The organism is Caulobacter sp. BK020 (assembly GCF_004342605.1).
GTDB lineage: Bacteria > Pseudomonadota > Alphaproteobacteria > Caulobacterales > Caulobacteraceae > Caulobacter.
Genome location: NZ_SLZL01000022.1, coordinates 1 through 15,820, shown reverse-complemented (window position 1 = coordinate 15,820; position 15,820 = coordinate 1). Strand labels below are relative to the sequence as shown.

Annotated in this window: 16 protein-coding genes; 12 read left to right on the top strand and 4 right to left on the bottom strand. The window is 69.9% G+C overall.

The window, feature by feature from the left end; all coding sequences use genetic code 11:
- Positions 1–52 precede the first annotated feature (52 nt).
- The 7 genes from EV278_RS20665 to EV278_RS20635 all read left to right on the top strand — a co-directional run bounded on the left by EV278_RS20665 (position 53) and on the right by EV278_RS20635 (position 5,718).
- On the top strand, positions 53–1,048 hold the full coding sequence (locus EV278_RS20665) for an NADPH:quinone oxidoreductase family protein (RefSeq protein WP_165916723.1): 996 nt from the start codon (positions 53–55) through the stop codon (positions 1,046–1,048).
- Positions 1,049–1,325: 277 nt separating this feature from the next.
- Complete coding sequence (locus EV278_RS20660; protein WP_132095579.1) at positions 1,326–1,643, top strand: hypothetical protein; 318 nt, start codon at positions 1,326–1,328, stop codon at positions 1,641–1,643.
- A 146-nt stretch (positions 1,644–1,789) separates the two neighbouring features.
- Positions 1,790–1,924, top strand: a complete 135-nt coding sequence (gene rpmH / locus EV278_RS20655) for a 50S ribosomal protein L34 (protein ID WP_012284717.1) — start codon at positions 1,790–1,792, stop codon at positions 1,922–1,924.
- A gap of 102 nt (positions 1,925–2,026) precedes the next feature.
- Positions 2,027–2,458, top strand: coding sequence for a ribonuclease P protein component (rnpA, locus tag EV278_RS20650; protein ID WP_132095577.1), 432 nt, complete (start codon positions 2,027–2,029; stop codon positions 2,456–2,458).
- Positions 2,459–2,467: 9 nt separating this feature from the next.
- Positions 2,468–4,360 (top strand): membrane protein insertase YidC, encoded by a 1,893-nt coding sequence (gene yidC / locus EV278_RS20645; RefSeq protein WP_132095575.1) that lies wholly within the window; start codon positions 2,468–2,470, stop codon positions 4,358–4,360.
- Positions 4,360–5,001, top strand: coding sequence for a ribosome biogenesis GTP-binding protein YihA/YsxC (yihA, locus tag EV278_RS20640; protein WP_132095573.1), 642 nt, complete (start codon positions 4,360–4,362; stop codon positions 4,999–5,001). Before yidC ends, yihA begins: the two co-directional genes overlap by 1 nt.
- Before the next feature lie 219 nt (positions 5,002–5,220).
- A complete protein-coding gene (locus tag EV278_RS20635) occupies positions 5,221–5,718 on the top strand; it encodes an ASCH/PUA domain-containing protein (protein ID WP_132095571.1) in 498 nt (165 codons plus the stop codon).
- Between the two features lie 110 nt (positions 5,719–5,828).
- On the opposite strand, the gene EV278_RS20630 is transcribed toward EV278_RS20635, so the two are convergent.
- From EV278_RS20630 to EV278_RS20615, 4 genes are all read right to left on the bottom strand, one after another.
- Complete coding sequence (locus tag EV278_RS20630) at positions 5,829–6,281, bottom strand: chemotaxis protein CheW (RefSeq protein WP_029911988.1); 453 nt, start codon at positions 6,279–6,281, stop codon at positions 5,829–5,831.
- 160 nt (positions 6,282–6,441) lie between these two features.
- Entirely contained in the window at positions 6,442–6,561 is a 120-nt protein-coding gene (gene cydX, locus EV278_RS20625) for a cytochrome bd-I oxidase subunit CydX (RefSeq protein ID WP_089925074.1), read from the bottom strand.
- Positions 6,562–6,574: 13 nt separating this feature from the next.
- Complete coding sequence (gene cydB / locus EV278_RS20620) at positions 6,575–7,717, bottom strand: cytochrome d ubiquinol oxidase subunit II (protein WP_132095569.1); 1,143 nt, start codon at positions 7,715–7,717, stop codon at positions 6,575–6,577.
- A 13-nt stretch (positions 7,718–7,730) separates the two neighbouring features.
- Complete coding sequence (locus tag EV278_RS20615; RefSeq protein ID WP_132095567.1) at positions 7,731–9,296, bottom strand: cytochrome ubiquinol oxidase subunit I; 1,566 nt, start codon at positions 9,294–9,296, stop codon at positions 7,731–7,733.
- Positions 9,297–9,419: 123 nt separating this feature from the next.
- On the opposite strand from EV278_RS20615, the gene cydD reads away from it, so the two are divergent.
- The 5 genes from cydD (at position 9,420) to EV278_RS20590 (ending at position 15,689) form a co-directional block, all read left to right on the top strand.
- Entirely contained in the window at positions 9,420–11,063 is a 1,644-nt protein-coding gene (gene cydD / locus EV278_RS20610) for a thiol reductant ABC exporter subunit CydD (RefSeq protein WP_132095565.1), read from the top strand.
- Positions 11,060–12,781 (top strand): ATP-binding cassette domain-containing protein, encoded by a 1,722-nt coding sequence (locus EV278_RS20605; protein ID WP_132095563.1) that lies wholly within the window; start codon positions 11,060–11,062, stop codon positions 12,779–12,781. Before cydD ends, EV278_RS20605 begins: the two co-directional genes overlap by 4 nt.
- Before the next feature lie 33 nt (positions 12,782–12,814).
- Complete coding sequence (locus EV278_RS20600) at positions 12,815–14,299, top strand: PAS domain S-box protein (RefSeq protein WP_243692286.1); 1,485 nt, start codon at positions 12,815–12,817, stop codon at positions 14,297–14,299.
- The gene (fixJ, locus tag EV278_RS20595) at positions 14,292–14,921 is read left to right on the top strand and encodes a response regulator FixJ (RefSeq protein ID WP_132095559.1); all 630 of its coding nucleotides are present in this window, start codon (positions 14,292–14,294) and stop codon (positions 14,919–14,921) included. The genes EV278_RS20600 and fixJ overlap by 8 nt, the downstream gene beginning before the upstream one ends.
- Before the next feature lie 120 nt (positions 14,922–15,041).
- Positions 15,042–15,689, top strand: coding sequence for a helix-turn-helix domain-containing protein (locus EV278_RS20590; RefSeq protein ID WP_132095557.1), 648 nt, complete (start codon positions 15,042–15,044; stop codon positions 15,687–15,689).
- Positions 15,690–15,820 lie beyond the last annotated feature (131 nt).

The window sequence follows — 15,820 nt, the reverse complement described above, 5'->3', positions numbered from 1 at the left end:
TAAACTTGCCGCCTACGGGCGTTCGCCGGGATGAGCGGAAGTTGGAGAGGTGATGGATAAGACGATGCGCGTCCTTGTCGTTGAGCATCTGAGCGAGGACTTCGCCGGCTGCGCCATCCGCGAGGTTCCCATGCCGCAGCCTGGTCCCGGCGAAGTCCTGGTCCGCGTGCGCGCCGCCAGCGTCAATTTCCCCGACCTGCTGATGACCCGGGGCGAATACCAGTTCAAGCCGCCCCTGCCCTTCACGCCCGGCCTGGACCTCTCCGGGGAAATCGCGGCCCTGGGCGAGGGGGTCACGGGCTGGGACGTCGGCGACGCCGTGGTCAGCGGGGCGCGGCTGGGCGGGTTCGCGGAGTACGCCGTGCTGGCGGCCGAGACGTTAAAACCCAAGCCGGCCCGGCTGTCGTTTGGCGAGGCCGCCGCTTATGGCGCGGCCTATCTGACCGCCTATGTGGCCTTGGTGCGTCGAGCACGGCTGGAGCCGGGCGAATGGGTGCTGGTGCAGGGCGCGGCCGGCGGGGTCGGCCTGGCGGCGGTCGACCTGGCCAAGGCCCTGGGCGCACGGGTGATCGCCGCCTCGGCCTCGGACGCCAAGCTGGCGGAGGTCCAGCACCTGTACGCCCCCGACGCCGTGGTCAACGTCACCGGCGGTTTCCGCGAGCAGGTCAAGGCGATCACCGGCGGGCGCGGGGCCGACGTGATCTACGACCCGGTCGGCGGCGACGTGTTCGACGAGAGCGTGCGCTGCATCGCCTTCGACGGCCGGCTGCTGGTGATCGGTTTCACCTCGGGCCGCATCCCGACCGTCTCGGTCAACCTGCCGCTGATCAAGGGCTTCTCGGTGATGGGCGTACGGGCGGGGGAGTACGGTCGGCGGTTTCCCGAGAAGGGACGGGAGAACGCCGACGCGGTGTGGCGGATGGCGGACGAGGGCGTCATCCGCCCTCATGTGCACGCCGAACTCCCCTTGGACCGCTGGCGTGAGGCGTTCGACCTGCTGGCGGGACGGAAGGTGGTGGGCAAGGCGATGATCCGGCCTGATCTGTGAGACCACGCAGGAGCAGAGCGTGGTTTCCATCGCTCCCTGTTCGCGTTATGATCTCCTCATGGCTACTCGTCACGACCTCGCCGTTTCACAGCCTTCGGAGAACCCCGCGCGTTCGGCTGAAGATCTGGAGACAGCCGCGATCCTGGCTCAAGCGCGTCGCGATTGTGACGCTGGCCTCGGCTTGCGCGGCAAGGACGCGGAGGCTTTTCTATCTCGGGTACTGGACGACGCTCGAGCGCGTGTCGCCGCCGCGACATCCAAACGCGACTGACGCCGCTTGGCCCGCGAGCTGGTCGTTTCGCCGCGCGCGGAAGCCGACATTGTCGCCGCGGCGGACCGCTTCTTCGCCTATGCGGGCGCAACACCCCAAGCCTTAAAACGCCAGGAAGCCCTGATTGAAGCCATTCGGGGCTTGGTGCACGCGCCGGTGACTTTCAGAGCTAGTCTGCGGTTTGACGGCGTGCGTGAGCGGATCGTCAGCGGATGCACGATCTACTTCGAGGTCACGCCAGACACCGGAGAGAACGCGACAGCGGGAAACGTGCTTGTGCTACACATCAAACTGCCCGGCCAAGACGACCCAAAGAGGCTTTAGGTCGATCAGCCCCGCCAAGCCCCTGAACCGACTCGGCTTCGTGTCGGACTCATGTTGACAGCGCCCGCCCGTTCCCTTATCCACCGCCCCTCACTCGCGGCGGCCTCGCGGCTTTCGCGTCCCACTATTGTATTCGGAGCCACCTCGTGAAGCGGACATTCCAGCCGTCGAAGCTCGTGCGAGCCCGCCGTCACGGCTACCGCGCGCGTATGGCCACCAAGAACGGCCAGAAGATCGTCGCGCGTCGCCGCGCCAAGGGCCGCAAGCGCCTGACGGCCTAACAGCCTTCTTCTCCCCGCTGCTCGGCGGGAAAAGACCATGATGGAAGCCGCCCTTTCCTCGAACCAGGCCCAGCGCCTGCGCCGGAAAGGGCGGCTTTTTTCATGACCGGAACCCCGTTTCCGCCGCCGAAGATCGAGCGCCTGAAGAAGCGCCCCGACTTCCTGAAGGCCGCCAAGGCGCCCAACCTGGCGCGCGGGGCGGTGTTCCTGCAGATGCGTCCGCGCCACGACGACGACCCGCTGATCCGGGTCGGATTCACCGCCACCAAGAAGATCGGCGGCTCGGTCGAGCGAAATCGCGCCAAAAGACGCCTGCGCGAGGCCGCCAGGCTGCTTCTCCCCCTTCATGGCCGCCCGTCTTGCGACTATGTGTTCATCGCCCGCGGCGGAACCGGCCAGCGGCCATGGGGGCGTTTGCTTGACGATGTCAAAACCGCGCTGATAAGCCTCGCCGCCGACCTCGATCGCGCGGGCCCGGCAGCCGCACCCGCTCCGCACGCCCCCGCCGCGTCCGATTCCTCCGTTTCTGGTTAAGTCCAACCCATGCAGAACGACTCCAACAAAAACACGCTGATGTTCATCGTCTGCGCGTTCGCGATCCTGATCGGCTACCAGTTCCTGGTGCTGGGTCCGCAACAGAGGAAGGCCGAGGCCGAGCTTCGCGCCAAGAAGGCCGCCGAGGCCCAGATCGCGGCCCAGCCGGGCATGACCCTGGGCGCCGACGGCCTGCCCCAGCCGCTGAAGCTGTCGCGCGACGCCGCCAAGGCCCAGAGCCCGCGCATCGCCGTCGACACCCCGGCCCTGTCGGGCTCGATCGCCCTGAAGGGCGCGCGGATCGACGACCTCTGGCTCAAGCGCTACACCCAGACGGCCGACAAGAACTCGCCGCCGGTCGAGCTGTTCCGCCCCGAGGGCGCCGAGCACGCCTGGTTCGCCGACTTCGGCTGGGCTGGGATCGCCGGCATGACCGGCCTGCCCACGCCCCAGACCGTGTGGACCGCCGCGCCCGGCCAGGTGCTGCGCCCCAACACCCCGGTCGTCCTGACCTACGACAACGGCCAGGGCCTGGTGTTCACCCGCACCATCTCGGTCGACGCCGACGCGATGTTCACGGTGGCCGACACCGTCCGCAACCAAGGCGGCGCGGCCGTGGCCCTGGCGCCCTACGCCTCGGTCCAGCGCCAGGGCATCCCCACCGAAGGCCCGCATGGCCTGGGCAAGACCCAGATCGTCTACGAAGGCGGCATCGGCGTCCTGGGCGGCATCGATAGCGTCGAGGGCGGCAAGTACATCCTTCAGAACAAGGCCAAGTACCCCAAGTGGAAGAAGGACAAGCCGCTGCAGGACAATCTGGAGTCCAAGGGCGGCTGGATCGGCATGACCGACAAGTACTGGCTGGCGGCCCTGGTTCCCCAGCAGTCCGAGATGATCAAGGGCCGCTTCCAGGTGAAGCCGGTCAGTGGCGTCGACGTCTATGAGTCGGCCTTCACCGGCTCGCCGCGCTCGCTGGCGGCAGGCGCGACCATCACCAACACCACCCGCCTGTTCGCCGGCGCCAAGACCGTGCCGCTGCTGACCCGCTACGAGTACGGCGGCAAGCCGGTGGTCTGGTGGCAGTTCTGGAACCGTCCGGCCGCCGCCATCCCCAGCTTCGACAAGGCCGTCGACTGGGGGATGTTCGAGGTCATCACCCGGCCGATCTTCAACATCCTGGAGATCTTCTACAAGCTGGTGGGCAACTTCGGCGTGGCCATCATGCTGCTGACCGTGGCCCTAAAGCTGATCCTCTTCCCGCTGGCCGACAAGAGCTACGAGTCGATGGCGAAGATGAAGAAGATCGCGCCCGACGTCGAAAAGCTGAAGACCAAGTTCAAGGACGATCCGGCCAAGCAGCAGCAGGAGATGATGCAGCTGTACGCCAAGGAGAAGATCAATCCGATGATGGGCTGCGTGCCCATGCTGATCCAGATTCCGATCTTCTACTCGCTGTACAAGGTGCTGACGGTGACCATCGAGATGCGGCATGCGCCGTTCTTCGGCTGGATCACCGACCTGTCGGCCCGCGACCCGTCGACCTTCACCACCCTGTTCGGCCTGATCCACTGGGATCCGGCGACGGCCCCGCTGATCGGCGGCCTGCTGGCCGGGCCGCTGCACATCGGCGTCTGGCCGCTGCTGTACGGCTTCACCATGTGGCTGACCACGGCGATGAACCCGCCGGCCGGCGATCCGATGCAGCAGCGCATCTTCCAGCTGTTCCCAATCGTCTTCACCTTCACCCTGTCGCAGTTCGCGGTGGGCCTGGTGATCTACTGGTGCTGGAGCAACGTGCTGACGATCATCCAGCAGTACATCATCATGCACCGCTACAAGGTCGAGAACCCGATCGACAAGCTGATCGCCCGCTTCAGCGGCAAGTCCGTCGGGGCCACCTGATGGACGAACTCGCCTACAGCGAAGAGGAGATCGAGGCCGCCCGCGTGCTGTTCGCCCAGCCGGCGACCTTCATGATGGGCGCGGTCAGGATGGACGGCATGCCGGCCCCGACCCTGCCGGAAGTGGCCTTCGCCGGCCGCTCCAACGTCGGCAAGTCCAGCCTGATCAACGGACTGGTCGGCCAGAACCACCTGGCGCGCGCCTCCAACTCGCCGGGGCGCACGCGGGAGGTCAACTTCTTCGTGCTGGCCGAGAAGCTGCGCCTGGTCGACCTGCCGGGCTACGGCTTCGCGCGGGTGTCCAAGAGCATCGCCGACAAGTTCCAGGACCTGGGCCGCGCCTATCTGCGCGGCCGGGTCAACCTCAAGCGTGTCTACCTGCTGATCGACGCCCGCCATGGGCTGAAGGCCGTGGACGCCGAGGCCCTGGACGCCCTGGACATCGCGGCGGTCTCCTACCAGATCGTCCTGACCAAGGCCGACAAGATCAAGCAGGCCGAGCTGGACGCCACGGTCGACAAGACCCTGAAGGCCATCGCCAAGCGTCCGGCCGCCTTCCCGAAGGTGATGGCGACCTCGTCGGAAAAGGGCTACGGCCTGCCCGAACTGCGCGCCGAAATCGCCCGGACCTGCTTGTCATAAAAAAACACCGCTCATCCCGACGAAGGCCGGGACCCAAGCCGAGCTTGGGCGTGTGTCCTATGGTTCCGATCGTCTGGGATCTATCCTGACATTCCGCTTGGGTCCCGGCCTTCGCCGGGATGAGCGGATCGAGTAAAATCCACAGCCGTCCTCTCAAGCCTTAACCTTCCGGCGACGTCCGCCCGTTAAGGCCACGCCTCCCTTTCCGAAGAAGTCCCCATGACCCGTCACGAACTGAAGACCTGGCCCCAGTATTTCGCCGCCGTCCGCTCGGGCAAGAAGCGCTTCGAGATCCGCCGCAACGACCGCGAGTTCGCGGTGGGCGACGTGCTGGTGCTGCGCGAGTTCGATCCGGAGCAGGACGTCTATACCGGCCAGGTCGAGGAGCGGCAGATCACCTTCCTGCTGTCGGAAGAGGACTACGGCGTCATCCACGGCTTCGTGGCCATCGGCTTCGGCGAGGTGGTCCATCACGCCGACCTGCCGGCCGACGGCGCCCTGACGGCGGCGCAGTTGGCCCACTGGCACGAGACAGCCTCGAGCAACGCCGCCCTGCGCGCCCAGGACGCCCGCAAGGTGGCCCAGAGCTACGCCGCTCCCACCACCGGCCGCGCCGCCATGCCCGTCGCCGCCGACCGCCACAACGCCGTGGCCGCCGCCGCCGAGACCGAAGCCGCCTTCCACGCGGCGGCCGCCCGGATCGTGCGCGGGAAGTAAGTCGCCTCGGTCGGGGACAGGCACATGTGCCTGTCCCCAGTCCGGGTGCTGAATCGAAAAAGGGCGGACCCACTGGCCCGCCCTTTTCGTTACCGCCCTGGATGGGAGCCTTACGCCGCCTGGCTGACCTGGGCGGGGAAGACGTCGTCCATGCGCAGATAGGTGATCAGGCGGCTGTCCAGCGAGATGATCGCCTGGATGAAGCGCAGTTCGTCGGTCCCCAGGTCCGGGGTCGGCTGCAGGTGGTCGCGCGACACGGTGAAGGTCTCGCTGACCGCGTCGACCAGGATGCCGGCCAGGCGGTCCTGGCACTCGACGACGACGATGACGTGGCGGGTCTCCGGGACGGTGACGCCCAGGCCCAGGCGGTTGCGCAGGTCGATGACCGGCATGATCGCGCCGCGCAGGTTGATCACGCCCTTCAGGAAGGCCGGGGCGTGCGGGATCGGGGTGGCCGGGGTCCAGCCGCGGATCTCGCGGACAGTCTTGACGTCGATGCAGAACTCCTGCTCGCCGATGCAGAACGAGATCAGCTCCAGGGCGGGTTCGGCGTGGTCGGTCATGGTCGGGTCCCGAGGCTCGAAAGGTCTTGCGGCGAAGGCCGAAAGCGGTTTCGCGTCACCCGTCACAAGAGCCCGGCCGCCGTTTAATAACGGTTAATGCAGCGCTTGCGGGGCGGCGTCGAATTGTCGCGCTGGAGCGCCTCCCCCTGTGGGGGAAGGGTCAGGGCTCGGACGCCCCCACATCGCCCTCGTCGGTCAGGTTGAACTCGTACCAGACGCCGTTCAGCACGCCGAAGGCGACGGCCAGGCCCAGGCCCAAAATCCAGGTGAAGTACCACATGGCTCGAAACTCCTCAGTACAGGGCCGGGTCGGTCTTGAGCGCCGCCGTGCTGGTCCGCCCCCACAGCACCTTGAACACCCAGGCGGTGTAGAGCAGCACGACCGGCATCAGCACCGCCACGACGATCAGCATGATGAACAGGGTCAGGTGGCTGGACGAAGCGTTCCACACCGTCAGGCTCGAGCGCGGATCGATGGTGCTGGGCAGGATGAACGGGAACATCGACAGGCCGACCGTGGCCACGATCCCCGCCGCCGAGGCCGACGAGCCGCCGAACGCCAGGACCGCCGAGCGTCGCCACAGGCCCGCCAGCGCCAGGATCGCGCCGCCGAAGCCCATGAGCGGGGCGACCAGCATCCAGGGATGGCGGCCGAAGTTGTCGAACCAGGCCCCGGGCGCGGCGACGGTCGCTGTCCGCAGCGGGTTAGACGGCGCGGCGGGATCGAAGGCGCCTTCGATCCGGAAGCCCAGGCGCGTGGCTAGCAGGCCGCCGACCAGGAACAGCGCCAGGGTGGCGATCCCGGCCCCCGCGCCGAACCGGCGGGCCCGGTCCCCGACCACGCCCTCCTCGGCCTTGATCCCCAGCCAGGCCGCGCCGTGCAGCACCAGCATGGCCACCGACAACAGGCCGCAGACCAGGGTGAACGGGGTGAACAGGCCGAAGAAGGCCCCGTGATAGGTCGCCCGCAAGTCGCCATCCAGCTTGAACGGCGCGCCCTGCAGCACGTTGCCCACGGCCACGCCGAACACCAGCACCGGCACGAAGCTCCCGGTGAACAGCGCCCAGTCCCAGAACGTCCGCCAGCGCGGATCGGGCCGCTTGGACCGGTACTTGAAGCCGACCGGCCGCAGGATCATCGCCACCAGCACCGCGAAGATGGCCAGGTAGAAGCCCGAGAAGCTGACGCCATAGACCAGCGGCCAGGCCGCGAAGATCGAGGCCCCGCCGGTGATGAACCACACCTGGTTGCCTTCCCAGGTGGCGCCGACGGTGTTGATCACCATCCGGCGCTCCTCGTCGGTGCGGGCGACGAAGGGCAGGAGGGCGCCCACGCCCATGTCGTAGCCGTCGGTCACGGCGAAACCGATCAGCAGCACGCCCAGCAGGCCCCACCAGATCAGGCGCAAGGTCGGATAGTCGAGGGGGAGTTCCATGGATCCGATCTCCTTAGGCCACGGCTTCGCCGGCGGGGGCCGCCTGTCCGGCGGGGAAGGCTTCCTGCTCGGCGAAGGGGCCCTTCTTGATGGTCCGCAGGATCAGTCCGACCTCGACCACCGCCAGGGCGCCGTAGAGCAGGGTGAAGACCACGATGCTGGTCAGGATCTGGGGCACGCTCAGCGACGAGGGGGCCAGGAAGGTGGGCAGCACGCCCTCCACCGCCCAGGGCTGGCGCCCGACCTCGGCCAGCACCCAGCCCAGTTCGGTCGAGATCCACGGCAGCGGGATGGCCGCCACGGCCAGCATCAGGAACCAGCGGGTGTCATGCCGCCGCAGGGTGACCAGCACGAAGGCGGTGGCGAACAGGGCGATCATCAGGAAGCCGACGCCGGCCATGATGCGGAACGACCAGAACATCACCGGCACGTTGGGCACGGTGTCCCAGGCGGTCTTCTGGATCAGCGCCAGGTCGGCCTGGCGCGGGTCGGCGACGTGGCGCTTGAGCAGCAGGGCGTAGCCCAGGTCGCGGCGGTGGGTCTCGAAGACGCCGCGCGCCGCGAGGTCCTGGGGATTGGCCTTCAGTTTTTCCAGCGCGTCGTAGGCGACGACGCCGCTCTCGATCCGGGTCTGCGCCTGGGCCACCAGCTCGAAGATGCCCGCGACCGGCCGGTCCAGGCTGCGGGTGGCGATCAGGCCCAGGACGTAGGGGATCTTGATCTCGGCGTGGGTCTTGCGGTCGGCCAGGCTGGGAATGCCGAAGGCGGTCAGGCCGGCGGGCGCGGGCTCCGTCTCCCACATGGCCTCGAGAGCCGCGAGCTTCATTTTCTGGTTGTCGGTCAGGGCGTAGCCGCTCTCGTCGCCCAGCACGACCACCGACAGGGACGAGGCCAGGCCGAAGGCGGCGGCCACGGTCAGCGAGCGCTTGGCGACGCTGACGTAGCGACCCTTCAGCAGATAGAAGGCGCTGACCCCCAGCACGAAGACCGCGGCGATGGTGTAGCCGGCGCTGACCGTGTGCACGAACTTGGCCTGGGCCACCGGGTTGAACAGCACCGCCCGGAAGTCGGTCACCTCCATGCGCAGGGTGTCGGGATTGAAGGCCGCGCCGACCGGGTTCTGCATCCAGCCGTTGGCGACCAGGATCCACAGGGCCGACAGGTTGGTGCCCAGGGCGACCAGGAAGGTGACCAGCAGGTGCTGCACCGGCTTCAGCCTGTCCCAGCCGAAGAACATCAGGCCCACGAACGTGGCCTCCAGGAAGAAGGCCATCAGTCCCTCGATGGCCAGCGGCGCGCCGAAGATGTCGCCGACATAGTGCGAGTAGTAGGACCAGTTCATGCCGAACTGGAATTCCATGGTCAGGCCGGTGGCGACGCCGAGCACGAAGTTGATACCGAACAGCGTGCCCCAGAACCGCGTCGTGGTGCGCCAGATCGGCCGCTTGGTCATCACATAGACGCTCTCCATGATCACCAGCATGAAGGAGAGGCCCAGGGTCAGCGGCACGAACAGGAAATGGTACAGCGCCGTCAGGGCGAACTGCAGGCGGGAAAGGTCGACGACGGCGGGGTCCATGCAGCGCTCCGGAGGTCGTTGGCGATCGATCGCGCCAGGACTTTCCACCCCTAGACGCCTCGTGGCTAGGGCGCTTTGATCCGGATCAAGGACGCGCCCGTCCCCGCCCCCTAACGACGGTCCATGTCCGCGAGTTTCACCGCCCAGCTCGACGCCGTCGCGCGACCCTGGCTGAAGGCGTTGACCCGGTCCGGCGACCGGGCGTCGACGGCCGCCGCCCTCTGGCTGCTGGCCGACGCGCCGGCCGCCGTCGCGTTCGCCGCGGGCCTGGCCCTGGCCGTCGACGCCCTGCCGCGCGGCCTAGCCGCCGCCGCGCCCTGGCTGGTCCTGCTCGCCCTGGCGGCGGCTTCGCGCGGCCTGCTGGGCCGGCGCGCGGCCGATGCCGGGGCCCGGGCGGCCGCGGCGGCCAAGGACCGGGCCCGGCGCGAGGCGATCGCCTCGGTGCTGGGCGGCGCCGGCGGCCGGCCCACGGGCGGACAGGCGCTGTCGGCCGTCGTCGAGGGGGTCGAGGCCCTGGACGGCCACGTCGCCCGCTTCGCGCCCGCCCGCCTGGCCGCCGCCGTCGCGCCGCTGCTGGTCATCGCCGCCATCGCCGTCGCCACCCCCGTCGCGGCCGCGATCCTGCTGGCGACCCTGGTCCCGTTCGGCCTGGTCATGGCCCTGGCCGGCGGGGCCGCGGCCGAGGAGTCGCGGCGGCAGTTCCTGGCGCTGGAGCGGCTGTCCAGCCTGTTCCTCGATCGGGTCCGCGCCCTGCCCCTGGTGCTGGCCTTCCAGGCCGAAGCGACCGTGACCCGCGACCTTTCCGTCGCCGCCGACGACCTGGCCAAGCGGACAATCCGTGTGCTGAGGGTCGCCTTCCTGTCGTCGGGCGCGCTGGAGTTCTTCGCCGCCCTGTCTGTGGCCCTGGTGGCGGTCTATTGCGGTTTCAACCTGCTACGGCTGCTGCCCTTTCCGGTCCCCGAACAGCTGGACCTGAAGCGCGCCTTCTTCGCCCTGGCCCTGGCCCCGGAGGTCTACGCCCCGCTGCGCCGGCTGGCCGCCGCCTATCACGACCGCCAGGCCGCCGAGGCCGCCGCCCTGACCCTGGCCGCCCTGCCCGCCCCCGCGCCCGCCCCGCCGGTCGCAGTCTTCGACGCTCCGCCGGCTATCTGCTTCCAGACCGTGACCGTGACCTATGAGGCCGGCGAGCCTTCGGTGTTCGAGAGCTTCGACCTCGCTGTCGCCCCGGGCGAGACCGTCGCCCTGCTCGGTCCCAGCGGCAGCGGCAAGACCACCCTGCTGAACCTGCTGCTGGGCCTGGCGCCGCTGAGCGGCGGCGAGGTGATGGTCGGCGACCAGCGCCTGTCGCACCTGCAATCCATCGCCGCCTCGACCGCCTGGGCCGGACAGTCGCCGGTGATCTTGCCCGGGACGTTGGCCGACAACCTGGCCCTGGCCCATCCCGGCGCGACGCGGGAGGCGCTGGAGCAGGCCGCGCGGGCCGTCGGCCTGGATGCCGTGCTGCAGGGGCGCGGAGGTCTTGGCGCTGAGCTCGATGAACGCGGCGCCGGCCTGTCGGGCGGCGAGCGGCGGCGGCTGGGCCTGGCCCGGGCGATGCTCAAGCCGGCCCCAATCCTGCTGCTGGATGAGCCGACCGCTGACCTCGACGCGGCCTCGGAGCTGGCCCTGCTGCCGATCCTGCGTCAGGCGGCGCGCGGCCGCACGACCCTGATCGCCACCCACTCCGAGGCCGTCGCCGCCCTGGCCGACCGGGTGGTGCGGCTGTGAGCGGCCCCCTCGCCGCCCTGATCCGCCAGCAGCGCAAGCGCCATGCCGACGGCCTGCGCCTGGCCGCGCTCTCGGCCGCGATCGTCGGGGCCGGGTCGGTGCTGTTGCTGGGCCTGTCGGGCTGGTTCCTGACCGGCGCGGCGATCGCCGGCCTGGCGGGACTGGCGGCCGCCCAGACCTTCAACGTGCTGCTGCCCAGCGCCGGCATCCGCCTGCTGGCCATCCTGCGCACCGCCTTTCGCTATCTGGAGCGCCTGTCGGGCCACGCCGCCGCCCTCAAGGCCCTGGCCGCCATCCGCCCGACGCTCTATGCATCCCTGGCCGCCGCCCCGCCCGCCCAGGCCCTGGCCCTGTCGCGCGGCGAAGCCTCGGCGCGGCTGGTGCAGGACGTCGACGCGGTCGAGACCCGTCTGATCCGCCTCTCCGCCCCCTGGGGCGCGGGAGCCGCCGTCGCCGCCGGCCTGGCCATGGCGGCCCCCGCCGGCTGGGCGTCGGCCGTGGTCGTCGCCCTGGCCGTGGCCGCGACCGTGCTCGGAACCCGCGCCCTGGCCCGCCGCCTGATGGCCCGCGCGGGTCCGGCGATCCAGCAGGCCGCCGGCGACCTGAAGGACGCCCTGGCCGCCTACGCCGCCGCCGCGCCCGAGCTGCGGGTCTATGGCGTCCAGGACCGCGCGGCCGCCGAGATCGCCGCCAAGGGCGCGCGGCTGGACGACCTGAAGCGCCAGGCCGTGGCGGCCGGCGGGAGGCTGGCGGTGCTGCAAGGCGCGATCCTCGGCCTGGCCGTCGCCCTGGTCCTGGCCTTCGCCCACGACGCCGCCACGCCCCTGGCGGCCATGGCCGGCCTGGCGACCGCCATGGCGCTGGAGGGCCTGGCGGGCGTGGGCAAGGCGTTCGAGCAGGAGGCCGGGGCCGATGCGGCGGCGGCGCGGCTGGATGCGGTGCTGGGGCGTGGGCCTGTCACGGCGGACGCTCAGGCGTCGCCGGATCGCCCTAGCCTCGGGTTCGGCGATCTCACCCTAGAACCGGGTTCACGGCTGGTCCTGACCGGTCCTTCGGGTTGCGGCAAGACCACGGTGCTTGAACGGCTGCTGGGTTTGCGCGCCTCAAACTCCGCTCATCCCGGCGAATGCCGGGACCCAGATCCCATAGCGGGGTGGATGATTGGAGGAGCTCAGCGCGCTTTGGCGTCAACCTCAAAGCCATTCCATCTGGGTCCCGGCATTCGCCGGGATGAGCGGTTGATGTGTGATGGGCGGGAGATCGAAACCCTCGACCCCGCCGCCCTCCGCGCCGCCGTCGCCCACGCGCCGCAGGACGCGGCGATGATCGCCGGCACGGTGCGCGCCAACCTCGCTTTGGCCGGACCGCACCCCGACGAGCCCCTGTGGGACGCCCTGGCCGACGCGGCGCTGGAAGCCCGGGTCCGCGCCCTGCCGCAAGGCCTGGACACCTGGATCGGCGAGAACGGCGAGCGGCTGTCGGGCGGCGAGCGGCGGCGGCTGTCCCTGGCCCGGGCCCTGCTTCGCGACGCGCCCTGGCTGCTGCTGGACGAGCCCACCGAGGGCCTGGACGCCGCGACCGAGGCCCTGGTCGTCGCGCGCCTGGACGCCCGCCTGAAGCGCACCGGCCAGGGCCTGGTGCTGGTCAGCCACCGCCCGGCCCCGCGCGCCCTGTGCGATCGGGAACTGCCAATCGCTCCGCCCCGCGCTATGGGGTAGGCCACCTTGCGCAGCGGAGAGCGCTATCACGTGATGACCACGGTTTCGGCCGGGACGCTGCACAGCGACCTGCGGCCCAGGGCCTATCTGGCGGCCATGGCCACGGTGCTGGCCTGCGGCCTGATCCAGCTGGCCCTTCCCCCCGGCTTCACGGCGCCCTCGGCCTTCCTGCTGTTCGTGCCGTCCGTGCTGATCAGCGCCGCGGTCGGCGGCCTGGCGCCGGGCCTGTTCGCCACCGTCCTGGCCGCCGGCGCGGTCTGGGCGCTGAAGGTGCAGGGACGGCCCGACCAGGCCACCGCCCTGTCCAGCCTGGTGTTCGTGATGATCGGCTCGGGCATGTCGGTCGGCGGCGGCTGGTTCCACGCCGCCCGCTCGCGCGCCGCGGCCATGACCCATCACCTGCAGTCGATCCTCGATTCGGCCCCCGACGCGGTGATCGTCATCGATCCCGCCGGCGTGATGACCTCGTTCAGCCCCGCGGCCGAGCGTCTGTTCGGCTGGACCTCGGCCGAGGCGATCGGCCGCAATGTCAGCCTGCTGATGCCCGAACCCGACCGCGGCGCCCACGACGGTTTCCTGGCCCGCTACGCCCAGACCCGCGAGAAGCGGATCATCGGCGTCGGCCGCGTGGTGGTGGGCCAGCGCAAGGACGGCACCACCTTTCCGATGGAGCTGGCGGTCGGCGAAACCCGGGGCCTGCAGCCGTTCTACACCGGCTTCATCCGTGACCTGACGGAACGCCAGCAGACCGAGGCCCGGCTGCGCGACCTGCAGACCGAGCTGGTCCACGTCTCGCGCCTGACGGCCATGGGCGAGATGGCCTCGACCCTGGCCCACGAGCTGAACCAGCCGCTGTCGGCGATCGCCAACCTGCTGACCGGCTCGCGCCGCCTGATCGACCGCGGCCGGCCCGAGGACCAGGCCAAGGTCCGCGACGCGATCGACAGGGCCTCGGCCCAGGCCCTGCGGGCCGGCGACGTGATCCACCGCATGCGCGAGTTCGTCCGGCGCGGAGCCAGCGAGCGCGCGCCCGAGAGCCTGTCCAAGGTGGTCGAGGACGCCGCCGCCCTGGCCCTGATCGGCGCGCGCGAGCACCTGGTGGCAACCCGCCTGCAGCTCGACCCGGCCGCCGACGCGGTCTATGCCGACCGGGTGCAGATCCAGCAGGTGCTGGTCAACCTGATCCGCAACGCCGTCGACGCCATGGCCGACGCTCCCCGCCGTGAACTGACGATCGCCAGCCGGCGGCTCGACAACGGCTCCGTCCAGGTCAGCGTCACCGACACCGGCTCGGGGATCAGCGACGATTTCCGCGAGCGATTGTTCCAGCCGTTCATGACCACCAAGGCCGAGGGCATGGGGGTGGGCCTGTCAATCTCGCGGTCGATCATCGAGGCGCATGGCGGGCGCATCTGGGCCGACCCCAATCCCAAGGGCGGCACGGTGTTCCACTTCGTCCTGCCGCCGCGTAGAGAAGACGACGACGATAAACAGGCCAGGGACGTGATCGATGAGTGAAGCCGTGGTCCACGTGGTCGACGACGACGAGAGCGCCCGCGAGTCCCTGGCCTTCCTGCTGGAGGCCGCCGACTTCGAGGTGGTCAGCCACGCCTCCGCCCTGGCCCTGCTGGACGCCCTGCCCCTGGATGGGGCCGGCTGCGTGATCACCGACATGCGCATGCCCGACATGACCGGGCTTGAGCTGGTGCGCGAGCTGAACGCCCGCGGCTGCCGCGTGCCGATCATCATGATCACCGGCCATGGCGACATCCCCCTGGCGGTCGAGGCCATGCGGGCCGGGGTGGCCGACTTCATCGAAAAGCCGTTCGGCGAAAGCCGGATCCTCGACGCCCTCAACCGGGCCCTGGAGGCCGGGCCGCCGCCCCAGGCTCAGAGCGGCGCGACGGTCTCCGCCTCGGACGAGGCGACCCTGGTCCGCCAGCGGCTGGAGACCCTGTCCGAGCGCGAACGCCAGGTGCTGGAGGGCGTCGTCGACGGTCAGCCCAACAAGGTGATCGCCCGCGAGCTGGGCATCAGTCCGCGCACGGTCGAGATCTATCGCGCCAAGCTGATGGCCAAGATGCACGCCGACAACCTGGCCGCCCTGGTGCGCATGACCCTGTCGATCCGGCGGGGGTGAACAGGGGGCGAGCGCGGTGTTCAAGCCAGCCTAGGTAGTCCTCCTTAGGCATAGGCCCCGACTGTACCGCCAGGCTCCCGCGACGGAGATTGGGCGGGCCAAAGAGATCGGGAAACCGCCATGCTGTCCGTGATCCAGACCGCCGCCCCCCTCGTCACACGCCCGCCGGCGACGATCGTGCTGGACGGCCTGCGCCAAAGCTACGGCCCGGGCGAGACGATCTTCGACGAGGGCCAGCGGGCCGACCGGGTCTATCAGCTGACCTCCGGAAGCCTGCGGACCTGCCGGATCCTGCGCGATGGACGCCGCCAGATCGAGGCGTTCCACTTCGCCGGCGACGTGTTCGGCCTGGAAGGCGGCGAGACCCACCGGGTAGCCGCCCAGACCCTGAGCGCGGCCCAGGTGCGGGTCCTGCCGCGCTCGGCCCTGGAGGCCCTGGCCCACGACCATGCCGACGTGGCCCGCCGGCTGCTGGAGCTGACCACCGACAACCTGCGCCGCTGCCAGGACCACGTGCTGATGCTGGGCCGCCGCAGCGCCTGCGAGCGGGTCGCGGCCCTTCTGCTGGACCTGGCCGAGCGGACCGGCGCGGACGCCCTGCTCGACGTGCCCATGACCCGCCAGGACATGGCCGACTATCTGGGCCTGACCATCGAGACCGTGTCGCGCACCTTCACCCAGTTCCAGCACGACGGCCTGATCGCCCTGCCGACCACCCGCAAGGTGCTGCTGCGCGATCGCGCGGCGCTGGAGGCGATGGTGGACTGAGGGCTTCGAGCCTCCATCCCTTGCTTTTAACCGTCGTCCCGGGCCTTGTGCCCGGGACCCCTTGTATCTGGATCGCGGCTCGAAGGCGTGATGGCTTTGAGCTGTGAAGGGACCGGTGGCCACCGGTCCCT